Raw genomic sequence first — 11919 nt, forward strand, 5'->3', positions numbered from 1 at the left:
TTGCCGGTTGGCGATGCGCCACCCCGTGTGTGTGTCCAAGGGTGCGTGTGGTGGGGGCGCGACCACCACACCACGACCAACCAGGTGGTCGCCTATACGAATCAGTTGTGATGAAAACGCAATCTCCCCGTGCGTTGGTCCTCTACCCACACCGTGAACAATGTCTTAACCTAAAGAAGCCACCACGTGGCACAGGCCAACCACACCCGTGGCCAGGAATGAGGACGACCTGTGAACACCCCCACCGTCAAAGCAGTTACTGTCGGAGTCGTCGACGACAACCCGCGCGACCGCCAACGCATCATCGACATGCTTCACCACTACCAAACCGAGCACCCCACCCAATTCACGATCCGGGAATTCGAAGACGGTGCCGCACTCCTTGACAACTACCAACCCGACTACGACGTCCTCTTCCTTGACATTCAAATGGATGGCATCGATGGCATGCGCGCTGCTGCCTCCATCCGAAAAGTCGACTCCTCCGTCATCCTCATCTTCGTCACCAAAACTGCCCAATACGCCACCAGCGGCTACGCAGTCCAAGCCCAGGGTTACCTGCTCAAACCCGTCTCCGACTTCGCGTTCGACACTGAACTCACCCGCAGCTTGAAACAGCTCAAACGCCTTGAGCGCGACTCCATCCTCGTCGGTTCAGCCACCGCCCCGCGCCGGGTTGACGTCGCCGACATCCTCTACATCGAGTCACGCCGCCACCGTCTCACCGTCCACACTGTCGACGACGCGATTTCCTTTAATGGAACCCTCAAAGACTACGAAGAACTCCTGACCGACCACAGCTTCTACCGGTCAAACTCCGGGTACCTCGTCAGCCTGCGACACGTCATCGCCGTCGACAAAGAAGACTGCATCATGTCCAACGGAGCCCCCCTAAAAATCTCCCGCTCCCGCAAAAAAGGACTCTTTGAAGGGCTCACCCACTACCTCGGTGGGAAAGTCGGGTGATCCTCCAAGACCTCCCCGACATCCCCCGCTGGTACACCGGACTTGCCGAATGGTCCGCCATCGTCGTCTACATCAGCCTCGTTCGTCCCCGATGGCACGGCCTCACACGGCATCTGATCACCTTCGGGTCCCTGCCCATCCTCATCGGCGTCCAACTTCTCGCTGGGGCACTGCCCTTGATGTTCTGGACACTGGGAATGGCGCTCGCTGTCACAACAATTTTCACCGTCATGTACACAGCGACAGACTCCACCGCCACGACCGCCGGGTATCTGACCGCCCGCGCCTTCGTTCTCGCGGAACTTGTTGCCTCACTGCAATGGCAAATCTGGGTCCACTTCCTTCCCCAACACCCATCCCCAGCGTTGGGGACCACTGCTTTTACCGCATCGGTGGTGTGGCTCCTGGCCGCCTACGCGGTCGGGTTCGGCGCAGCCCGCTACGCCGAACGGCGCACCTTCGCCCGCGACCGGGCGCTGCGCATCGACACGCCCTCCCTCATCACCGCGTCCGCGATCGCCATTGGAACGTTCCTCGTGTCAAACTTGTCGTTCCTCACCACGTCCACCCCATTCTCAGGGCGCACCTCAACCGACATTTTCTACATCCGCACCCTCGTTGACCTTGCAGGATACGTTGCTCTCTACACGCAGCAGGCCTACCGCAACCAAGTGAGCAACTCCGTGGCCCTCGCCCAAACCGAAGCGCTCCTCAAAGCCCAACAAGAGCAGTACTACCAATCCCAACGCAACATCGAAGAACTCAACCGCATCCACCACGACCTCAAACACTACGTCGCCGCGATCCGGGAAGAAGACTCCGCTGCACTGCGCTCCACCTACCTGGCCGAACTGGAAGACTCCATCCGCGGGTACGAATCACAAATTGACACCGGCAACCCCACACTCGACGTCATCCTCAACTCAAAAATGGAACGTTGCCTGCGCGAGAACATCTCCATGACCAACGTGGTCGACGGGCAAGCTGTTGCCTTCATGGACCTCGTGCGCCTCTCAGCCCTCTTTGGAAACGCACTGGACAACGCCATCGAAGCGAGCCTGCGCATCGACAACCCGGACGAACGCCACATCAAAGTGTCCGTGTATCGCAGACTCGACTTTGTCATGATCAAAGTGGAAAACCACACCCGCACTGCCGTGACCCTGGAACGAGGGCTCCCACGGACCACCAAACGCGACCGAACCCGCCACGGGTACGGGCTTGCCAACATGCGCAGCATTGTTGAGTCTTACGAAGGCACCATGACCATTGATGTTGAAGACGGCTGGTTCACTGTGCGCATGCTTGTGCCACGACCACCGGTCGTGTAGCGGTCACCTGACGTGCGCACAACAACGGGGCTTCCAGCCCATGGCTGAAAGCCCCGCAGAGTGTGCAAACGCGACAGTTATTACTCGCCGGCTTCGGAGAGGTTCCCGTCCTGGTCCATCTGCCACTGCTTGCCAGTGTCAGCAGACGTCGCGGTGACAACAAACGACCCGTCCTCAATCTGCACTGTGGAAATGTACTTTTCCACAGCGTCAGAAGGGTAGTAAGGCATCACCCACATGCCGTACTTCTGAGTGGGGTTATCCACATCGGAGGCAAGCATAATCTGGGGCATGTCACCCACCTCAGCGATCTGGTCATTGATGATCTTCACGCCCGCTTCAAGATCCGCAATGAACGCTTCGCTTTCTGCGGCGTCCCCTGCGTCTTGACCACCATCAGTGCTCTGTGTCGTGGTGGTGTCGTCGGAGCTCCCCGAGTCACTGCATGCGGCAACCCCAAACATTCCTGCGGTGGCGAGCGCGGCTGTGATGGTCAGTGTGGTGAGCCGGTTCTTCATGGTGTTCTCCTTGGTGTGATTGTCGATGCGTGGGGACACATCGTGGTGGGCCCACGAGGTGCCCTTCCCGTCGTGTGACGGGGAGGGCACCAAGCGGGGTGGTCCCGCCATCAGTGGTGGATGCTACTCGATGGGTTGACCGCCACAGGTCAAACCAAAACCGAATGAGTAGCTGTTTCCGGCGGAGTCGACGTAGGGGTCGGTGTCGCCGGCGATGTCTTCGAAGCTTGCTTCCACGGTGTCCATGTCCTTAGGCAAGGTGATGGGCAGGCGTCCGCCTGGTTCTGCCAGGCCAAGTGCCACATCAATCATCGATGCGTCAGAGACCCCGAAGCCGAGGAGGATTGCGTCCGAGTCCGCTTCGAACTCTGTGGGGATGACCGCTCCGGTGCTGAGGGACAGCATGGTCACAATGGGGATGTCCTTGCCGGAGTCTTCCACTGCTTTGACGGCACGTTCGAATGCGTCAAGGTCAGCTTCGTTGGAGATCCGTGAGGTGTTTCCGAAGTAGGAGCGGTTTTCTTTCTTCCCGTTGTCCAGGGTGTCTTGCCCAAGGGACTGGCGGCGGACGTTGTCACCGTCAGCGGTGTAAGGGCGGTATTGGAGGGACAGTGGGTAGAACTCGCGGGTTTCGATGTCCATCCCAGCTGAGGTGAAGGTGCCACCGTTGTCTGGGTTGTTCATTCCCACCAAAACGAGGTCAACGTCGCTGAGGTCGGGTGCGGTGTAGCTGGTGACTTTTTCGTCGTCGTTGGTTTCTGCTTCGTCCGTGATGACGGTTCCAAAGTACTGTTCAGCGGTTTCCACATCAATGGTGGGGCCTTCGCTGTATTCACCGGGTCCAAAGAGTCCAGTGTGACCGGTGTCGTAGGACCGTGGGATGTAGACGGTCATGTCCTTGTAGTTCGCGGCGTCTGCGTTGCAGGTCATGGTGCCGTCAGCGTTCTTCAGTGAGATGATCGATGCGTGCTGTGCGTCTTGCCCGGCAGTAATGAACTCGTCGTTTCCAATGACCTCAAGGGACACGTCAAGGTCTTGGTAGGGGTTTTCGTACAGTCCTACGTTGAAGATGTTGGTAAGGACACGACGGCCGGTTTCTGCCCAACGGGTGTCTGCATCAACCTCAAGGTCGCCCGCCTCGTGTGCCTTTGTCCACATGTCGTAGGCTGCGCGCACGGGTTCGATGTTGTTGTTTCCACCGAACTGGTCGACACCTGCTTTGAGGATTTCGAAGTGGCGTTCTTCGACTGTGAGTTCTTCGGCGCCCCATGAGGTTCCGATGAAGGCATCTGGGTCGGTTTTCCCACCCGAGGTGACACCCCAGTCAGTGACGATGACGCCGTCGTAGTTGTTGTCTTCGCGCAGGATGTCCACGCGTGCTTTGTCGTAGGCGGAGCCCATGGCGTTCCCGTAGGCGGGGTTTCCGTCCTTGTCGAGGATGATCGAGTAGGAGGTCATGAGCCCACCGGAGGCAAGTGCTTCGGTGAAGGGCTTGAGCTGACCGGCAGAGTTACCTCCGGGCAGGACCGCGTATTTCCCGGAGTCAGTGTGTGCTTCACGTCCGCCTTCACCGGTTCCGTCACCGGGGAAGTGCTTGATGACGGTGCTGACGGATTCTTCACCCCAACCGGTGTTGTTGCCTTCGTCGTCGAAGGTTCCTTGGAACCCTTCAACGTAGGCTTTGGCCATTTCTGCGGCCATGTCTGCGTCTTCACCAAGGGTGCCAGTGATGCGTGACCAGCGTGGGTCGGTGGCGAGGTCGATTTGAGGGCTGAGCCCGTTGGCAAGACCCATGGCACGGTATTCGGTGGAGACGATGTCACCAAATTCGCGGACTGTGTCTGCGTCGAATGTCGCTGCCAGGCCAAGGAGCGCAGGCCACTGGGAAACTCCACCGGATGCACCAGCGTAGGAGTCTTTGGCGTCACTTCGTGGGTCGGTGGAGAAGTTCACCGGAATGTACGGGGTGTCGTCGTTGGCAAGCGTTTCGACATAGGCCTGCATGGAGTTTGTCCATAGAACAACTGGTTCGATCTCGTTACCGCCGGCGTACAGGACGTTGCGGAGGTAGGAGTCGGCGAGGTATTCCTTTTGGGCGTCGGTGAGTCCGTCACCTGGGGCTCGTTCGTGCCCGGAGAACAACATGAGTCCGGAGACTTGGTCGATCGACAGTTGCGGGGCGAGGTCGGCGGCGCGCTCTTCGGCGGGCAGACGCCAGTCTTCCCACGTGTCGAGGGTGTCGTTGCCGTTCATGTCTTTAAAGGCGTAGGTGACGTCGCCGTCGGTTTCTTCGATCAGTCCAAAGGCTGAGTCTTTTGCCATGGACAGTGTCTTCCCGCCGTTGGGGTTGTCGACGACGGTGAATGTTGTTGTACCGTCGGTGACTTCGCGGGTGGAGTAGGTGCTTGGCCCCTGTGCCGTCGCGTCATTCTCCGCTGGTGTTGATGAGCAGCTTGCGAGCAGGATCGCCAACGATCCTGCGAGTGCTAGTCCGCCCTTGACGGGTGAGTTCCTCATGAAATTCCCCATATCAGCTTGTGGTTGGGTACAGACTTTCGTTGTCTGTCTTGTTTTCTGCGCGTGTTTGCCGATGGATTGATAACCCCGCGAGAACGTCATTGTTGATGCTGGTTCTGCGTCGTGCGCACGTGTCGGCGAACTGTCGCTCACTGGTCACGCTAGACAGGCTGGTGGGGTGGGGCTGGCGGTCGTGCATGTTCTGGCGCTTTTTGTGCACGATCCGTTGGCAGAGTGTGGAGGCGTAATCAAACCGTGATTTTTGGCGGCTGGTGGGGTGGTTGCTCGCCGGTGCTTTGCGGTGTGCAGGGTGTGCAGTGAAACCGACAGTTTGTGGTGCAGGTGGTTGAGCAGTGGGGGAGGGAACTTAGTGTGGGGGTATCTGTTGGGGCGGTGCATCCACGATGGTGTGGCGTTCCTTAGTACGTCTTGTCCGGTAGCCCGTGTGGTTGCCAAGCTCAAAGGAGTGCTCGGTTGTCTTCTCGAACGCGAAAGGGCGATGGCGCCCGTGTTGCCATGTCGAATAAGAAGTTTTTGGCGCTGTGGGTCCCGGTTCTTGCGATCCTGGCGATCCTGGTCATTGTGGCCAATGTTGCCCTCAACATTGGTTCGAAGTGGGTGGAGTCGCAGTTAGGTGGCGGCACATATACGGTGAACAGCCCTGAGGAAGCGCAGGGGTGGGACACCGAGTATTACACCTCTGAGTTTGAGTCCGTTGATGCAGTCAATGCTGCGGCGAAGGATCTTGTTGCTGAGATCGCGGGTGAGGGCATTGTTCTTGCCAAGCATGAGAACCAGGCTCTTCCTCTTGCTGCGGGTTCCAAGGTGACGATGTTGGGCCGTGCGGCTGCTGACCCTGTGTTTGGCGGGTCCGGGTCGGGTTCTGTGGACACCTCGGATGCGGTTGATGCGCGTCAGGGGTTGCTCAACGCCGGTTTTGAGGTCAATGACTCGGTGTATGAGTCGATTGCTGCGTTTGCGGCGGAGAACCCTCGTGGCCACATTGAAATGGATTTGCCAGACCAGTCGTCGTACAACATTGGCGAGTTGCCGGTGTCGGAGTATGAGGCACTGTCTGGTTCTTTTGCTGACTATGATGATGCCGCTGTGGTGTTCATTGGTCGCCCTGGTGGTGAGGGTGGTGACTTGGCCCGTGACATGCAGGGCTGGGACGACAACTACACTGATGGGCAGCACCAGTTGGAGTTGAACAAGGATGAGAAGGATCTCCTTGCGTTGGCCACTGCCGAGTTTGACACCGTTGTTGTTGTGGTGAACGTGTCAACGTCGATGGAGTTGGGCCCCGTTCAGGACAATTCGGGTGTTGACTCGGTGTTGCTTGTTGGGTCACCTGGGGCTACCGGTTTTGACGCGTTGGGTGGTGTGCTTGCTGGTGAGATCAACCCTTCTGGTCGCACGGTGGATGTGTGGGCGAGCGACTTCACCGCAGACCCAACGTTTGTGAACTTTGGAAACTTCTTGTACTCCAACCTTGAGGTGTCCTACCCCGCGTCCGCACTGGAGGCTGTAGCCTCGAATGCGACTGTGACGTCAGATGCTCCGTTTGTGAACTACCAGGAGGGCATCTACTTTGGGTACCGCTACTACGAGACGGCAGCTGCCGAAGGGTTCATTAACTATGACGACGCCGTGGTGTACCCCTTTGGGTATGGCCTGTCGTTCACGGATTTTGCTTGGGAACTTGGTCAGGTAGACACCGGTGACGTTGATGGTGATGTCAGTGTCGATGTGACGGTGACAAACACGGGTGACGTTGCTGGTCGTGACGTTGTTGAGCTCTACTACACCGCACCGTACACGCCTGGTGGCATTGAAAAGGCTGAGGTTGTGCTTGGTGGGTTCGCAAAGACGGACCTTATTGAGCCTGGACAGTCACAGACTGTCACGATCACCCTCGCTGTTGAAGACATGGCCTCGTACGACTACGAGACGAACAAAGCCTGGGTCCTTGACGCTGGTGATTACGTGCTCAGTGTCCGCACTGATTCGCACACTGTTGCTCAGGGCATTGATCCCATCACCTACACCGTTGATGAGACGGTTGTGTACTCCGGTGACACGGCACGCTCGCACGATGAGGCTGCTGTGACAAACCAGTTTGACGATGTGTCCGCTCAGTTCACTGACGGCGATGAGCCGGGCAAGATTCGTAACATGTCGCGTGCGGACTTCGCGGGAACGTTCCCCAGTGCGCCTGATGGTGAGTTGCTTGTTGCGTCTGACGAGGTGGCAGCAGGGTTTGCGCCCTATGATGCGGAGGCCGCAGCTCAAGGCGCTGACGTGGATGCACCCACCACCGGGGCTGACAGTGACCTGACCCTTGTGGATATGCGCGGACTAGACTACGGCGACCCGGCATGGGATGAACTGCTGGACTCCCTCACCATTGATGAGATGACAGAAATGCTACTCAATGGTGCATACCAAACGGGTGCGATCGTGTCGATTGCGAAGCCACTGACCACCGAACTTGATGGGCCAGCTGGTTTCTCCTCCTTCATTAACGCATCCATTAATGGTGTGGCATACCCCTCTGAGTACCTGGTGGCACAAACCTGGAACCCTGAACTCGCGCAAGCGATGGGAGAGATGCTCGGTCACGAGGCACTGTTCAAGGACGTGTCTGGGTGGTACGCACCAGCCATGAACTTGCACCGTTCACCGTTCGCGGGCCGAAACTTCGAGTACTACTCCGAAGACCCGTTCTTGTCAGGTGTCATGGCCACTGCCGCATCAAATGGTGCAGCAACCAAGGGGCTCTACACCACGTTGAAGCACTTTGCCCTCAACGACCAGGAAGACAACCGTGTCAACAACGGGATCGCCACCTGGGCGAATGAGCAAACGATCCGCGAGATCTACCTCAAACCGTTTGAGATGGCTGTCAAAAACATCAGCATGCCCGTTCCCTACATTGCCGACGACAACGGAACCATCGAAGAAACCACGGTGGGTGCCACCGCAGTGATGAGTTCCTTCAACCGTATTGGGTCCACCTGGGCTGGTGGTTCACACGCCTTGATGACCACAGTGCTCCGTGAGGAATGGGGATTCAACGGGTTCGCGATCTCGGACTTCAACCTCTACCGGTACATGAACCCGAACCAGGGAATCGCTGCCGGAACCGACCTCACGTTGACGTTCGCGCCATCAAAGTCCTTTGATGACACAAGTTCAGCATTCGCGCAGCAGAACATCCGCACCGCGACCCACAACATTTTGTACACCGTGGCGAACTCCAACGCCATGAACGGATTCGCACCGGGAGCAACCGTGTCGTACACGCCTCCCACCTGGCGTTACATCCAGATCGGGGCGTCTGTTGCACTGGGCGCACTCATTGTGGCTGGAGCGTTCTTTGTGATCCGTCGAGTGCGTCGCCACTCAGCAACGGCCAAGACGACAAGCTAGTCCCCCCTCTGGTGTGGGCGGCGGTCACTGACCTGCTGCACGCATCAGTTGGTCGGTAGGCAATGACAAAACCGGTGGGAGTGTGGTGAACAACCACACTCCCACCGGTTGTTTCGCCCTGAGTGTTACACCCCTTCGCGAAACCCGTTTTGCCGCCAGGCCTCATACACGGCGATCGACGCCGAATTCGTCAAGTTCAAGGATCGCAACCCAGGAAGCATAGGGATACGCACCTCACCGGTGATCCGGGGATGGTTGAGAACCGCATCGTCAAGCCCGGTTGGTTCGGGACCAAACACCAACAGGTCCGTAGGCGAGTACGTGACCTCCGTAAATGGAACCGTTGCACGAGTTGTAAACGCAAAAACCCGTGAATCGGGGTACAAATCCACGAGAGCATCAAATGATGGGTGAATGTCCATCACCGCCAGATCGTGGTAATCCAACCCGGCACGCTTCACCTTCGCCTCGGACAAATCAAAACCCAACGGTTCCACCACATGCAGTCGGGCACCAGTCACAGCCGCCAACCGGATGGCACTCCCCGTATTCCCCGGGATCCGGGGCTCGTGATACACCAGATGCGGTACACCAGAAGCAGCCGGCGCAACAGAAACAGGGGTGCGTTGGTAAGGATGTTCACTCACCCCACCATTATCCCGCCCAACCGTGCTGTCAGGTGCCACTACGCGGAGATTCCGCGCACAGCATCGCCAATGGGGGTGTCCCCATTAATTGCCTCCCACTGGGTGCCAATCGTTGAATCTGTGGCAAGAGCAGCAGCAACAAGAGCAGCGACGTCCGCGCGAGTGATCTCCCCACGATCAACTGTGTCCCCCACCGTCACTGCGCCCGTTGCGGCCTCATCCGTGAGCGCACCGGGGCGAATGATCGTCCACTGCAATCCACTGTCACGCAACGCTGTGTCGGCGTCACGCTTCGCCTCAACGTAGGCAGCCCACACATCGCCGGTGTCCTCAGGAAGTGGTTCATCAACACCCATCGCCGAGATTTGTACAAAACGCCGCACACCTGCCCGTTGAGCGGCGTCAATGGAAGCGAGCGACCCGCCAAGGTCGACGGTCTTCTTACGGTCCTTGTTCCCATCAGGACCACCACCAGCAGCAAACACCACCGCATCGCACCCAGCGAAAGCTGCCACATAGTCCTCAACCTGACTGTTCTCAATATCTAACAGACGCAACTGGGCGCCCACCCGATCCAGGTCGGATCGGTACTCTTCACTGCGCGCCAACGCAACTGGTTGGTGCCCGGCAGCAACAAGAATCGGATGAAGAAGCATGGCGATTTTTCCGTGGCCGCCCACCACCGCAATAGTGCTCATTGCTCGACCGTAACAGCGCTCCCACAACCCTGCGCGCTCGTCAGCTCACCGCGAAAAGTCCGCCAACGGCACCTCTGTCTCGGTGATCCGTCTAGCGACTAGACGGTGGGGAGGTTGTGAAGATGCATGTCAAAGGGTGGCAAGCTTGGGTATTGTCATCATCAGTAGCAACAATAGAGCAACATGAGATGACAGGTGGAGTTGGATCATATGAAAAAATACCGGGCGTTTGTGTCATGGGGGCCACTTGCGGCAGCGGTGCTACTCATTGCAGTCAGTGCGTGTTCCCCATCGCAACCTTCCTCGCCAGGCGGGCGCGCACAACCTGAGAGCAGTGCGCCTGCTCCGGAACTCGATGACAGCTACACAGCTGAGGTTGATCCGTCAACCGGCATCGTTCGGCTTCCCATCACCGTGGCCTTAGGGTTGCCGGGGGAGGGGATTGAGGTTGACGGTCAAGGATCTGACGCCTACGTCGCCCAGTGCCTCACCGAGGCAGGTTACCCCCACATCGTTGAACCTGGTCGCGAGCAGCGAACAGCCGAATGGTATTACTTTGGCCCGTGGGTTGAAGAGAACGTCGTCGAATGGGGATACGTCGGACCGCCCGGTCCAGGTGGTGACGGGAGTAGAACCTATGATCCCGTCCAACCAGTGAACGCCCAATCAGAAGCTGACGGGTGGCTCGACGCGCGGGCCGACTGTTCTGCTCAGTACCTCGAACAGGTGGGCCGAGAATCCGATGTTCTTGCCACGCTACCCGCGGAACTACGCACCGCGTGGGCAGAATCAGTGACATACGCCGAGTCAACACACACCTTCACGCAGGTCCACCACGAGTGGGCAGCCTGTGTGGAAAACCAGGGGCTCGCCGTGGTGGACGAGTACACCGGAGGCGGGTGGATCGAGGGTGTCGATGTCAACACGCTCAGTGAGGAGAACATCCGTGTTGCTGTGATTGATGTGCGCTGCCGCACCCAAGTGAACTACATGCAACGCATCCTGGACCAAGCCGCCGCCTATGAAGGTCCCTACGTTACGCGGTACGAAGCAGAACTCGCCGCAGCTGCCAAAGACATTGCAGCCATCGCCGAAAAGAAGAAAACACTCTCAGTTCCATAGCCCGTGGGGGTGGTTTGTGCACTGAGTTACCTCCAAGGTGTTGTCTTGCGAGAGGAAAACTTTCCATCTGGAAAGATTTCGTCGCAGGTCACAGGCTTGCGCTGTGTGGTCACCCTGGTGTAGATTCATGAGGCACGCTTACCTCGGATAACACGCTAAACGTATAGATCTAAACGTATAGATCAATGAACCGAAAGGTTCGGCGATTAAACCGTGAAAGAGACAATATACGTAAAGCATTTATATTACTTGGTGCTGCTTTGCTTGCGATATGTGGCGTGCCCGCACCAGCGAGCGCCGCCTACACAGAATGCCCGAAGGGGTATTACTGCCTGTGGTCAAAAGTGAACTACACCGGTGACAAGATGTTTTCGGCAAAGGATCTTGAACCCTACTCAAACTACGGAGGGGTGATCGGTGGAATGGAGAATCGCGCAAGCTCGGTCTTTAACAACGGAAGAATTTCCAATATTCATGCTTGTGTCAACGCCACCTGCAAAGGCTGGTATTTTGACCTAACCAATCCTGTGAACGCCAAGAAGACCGGGACGGTGACTTACGGGCAGCAAGTCCGTGACCCAAATCTGGCGAATGGTGCTGGTTACCAGGGCTACCCCGGTCACAAATCCTTGAACTTCGACAATAAGCTGAGTCGTCACAACTGGTTCAACTAAGGAAATGCTGGGTG

At 57.6% G+C, this 11919-nt stretch carries 9 protein-coding genes; 5 read left to right on the plus strand and 4 right to left on the minus strand.

Features of this window, described 5'->3' with window-relative positions; translation table 11 throughout:
- The first annotated feature begins 231 nt into the window (after window positions 1–231).
- Complete coding sequence (locus JDEN_RS02330; RefSeq protein WP_015770761.1) at window positions 232–966, plus strand: LytR/AlgR family response regulator transcription factor; 735 nt, start codon at window positions 232–234, stop codon at window positions 964–966.
- Window positions 963–2297: a sensor histidine kinase gene (locus JDEN_RS02335; RefSeq protein ID WP_015770762.1), complete on the plus strand. Its 1335-nt coding sequence runs from the start codon at window positions 963–965 to the stop codon at window positions 2295–2297. The genes JDEN_RS02330 and JDEN_RS02335 overlap by 4 nt, the downstream gene beginning before the upstream one ends.
- Before the next feature lie 80 nt (window positions 2298–2377).
- On the opposite strand, the gene JDEN_RS02340 is transcribed toward JDEN_RS02335, so the two are convergent.
- Together JDEN_RS02340 and JDEN_RS02345 are read right to left on the minus strand one after the other, a co-directional pair.
- Complete coding sequence (locus tag JDEN_RS02340; RefSeq protein ID WP_015770763.1) at window positions 2378–2815, minus strand: hypothetical protein; 438 nt, start codon at window positions 2813–2815, stop codon at window positions 2378–2380.
- 123 nt (window positions 2816–2938) lie between these two features.
- Entirely contained in the window at window positions 2939–5332 is a 2394-nt protein-coding gene (locus JDEN_RS02345) for a glycoside hydrolase family 3 N-terminal domain-containing protein (protein ID WP_015770764.1), read from the minus strand.
- A gap of 474 nt (window positions 5333–5806) precedes the next feature.
- On the opposite strand from JDEN_RS02345, the gene JDEN_RS02350 reads away from it, so the two are divergent.
- Window positions 5807–8764, plus strand: a complete 2958-nt coding sequence (locus JDEN_RS02350; RefSeq protein ID WP_015770765.1) for a glycoside hydrolase family 3 N-terminal domain-containing protein — start codon at window positions 5807–5809, stop codon at window positions 8762–8764.
- 125 nt (window positions 8765–8889) lie between these two features.
- On the opposite strand, the gene JDEN_RS02355 is transcribed toward JDEN_RS02350, so the two are convergent.
- Together JDEN_RS02355 and JDEN_RS02360 are read right to left on the minus strand one after the other, a co-directional pair.
- Entirely contained in the window at window positions 8890–9345 is a 456-nt protein-coding gene (locus JDEN_RS02355; protein ID WP_041288072.1) for a tRNA (cytidine(34)-2'-O)-methyltransferase, read from the minus strand.
- A gap of 104 nt (window positions 9346–9449) precedes the next feature.
- Window positions 9450–10109, minus strand: a complete 660-nt coding sequence (locus JDEN_RS02360) for an SDR family oxidoreductase (protein ID WP_041287787.1) — start codon at window positions 10107–10109, stop codon at window positions 9450–9452.
- A gap of 195 nt (window positions 10110–10304) precedes the next feature.
- Here JDEN_RS02360 and JDEN_RS02365 point away from each other — a divergent pair, with 195 nt between their 5' ends.
- Both JDEN_RS02365 and JDEN_RS02370 read left to right on the plus strand, forming a co-directional pair.
- Window positions 10305–11231 (plus strand): hypothetical protein, encoded by a 927-nt coding sequence (locus JDEN_RS02365; RefSeq protein ID WP_041287788.1) that lies wholly within the window; start codon window positions 10305–10307, stop codon window positions 11229–11231.
- Window positions 11232–11416: 185 nt separating this feature from the next.
- The gene (locus JDEN_RS02370) at window positions 11417–11905 is read left to right on the plus strand and encodes a peptidase inhibitor family I36 protein (protein ID WP_015770769.1); all 489 of its coding nucleotides are present in this window, start codon (window positions 11417–11419) and stop codon (window positions 11903–11905) included.
- The last annotated feature ends 14 nt before the right edge of the window (window positions 11906–11919 follow it).

Source organism: Jonesia denitrificans DSM 20603, from assembly GCF_000024065.1.
Lineage (GTDB): Bacteria > Actinomycetota > Actinomycetes > Actinomycetales > Cellulomonadaceae > Jonesia > Jonesia denitrificans.

Excerpts from the sequence above, each read along its gene's own strand:
- JDEN_RS02345 (WP_015770764.1), bottom strand. The coding sequence starts at position 5,332 with ATGAGGAACTCACCCGTCAAGGGCGGACTAGCACTCGCAGGATCGTTG.
- JDEN_RS02360 (WP_041287787.1), bottom strand. The coding sequence starts at position 10,109 with ATGAGCACTATTGCGGTGGTGGGCGGCCACGGAAAAATCGCCATGCTT.
- JDEN_RS02340 (WP_015770763.1), bottom strand. The coding sequence starts at position 2,815 with ATGAAGAACCGGCTCACCACACTGACCATCACAGCCGCGCTCGCCACC.
- JDEN_RS02370 (WP_015770769.1), top strand. The coding sequence starts at position 11,417 with ATGAACCGAAAGGTTCGGCGATTAAACCGTGAAAGAGACAATATACGT.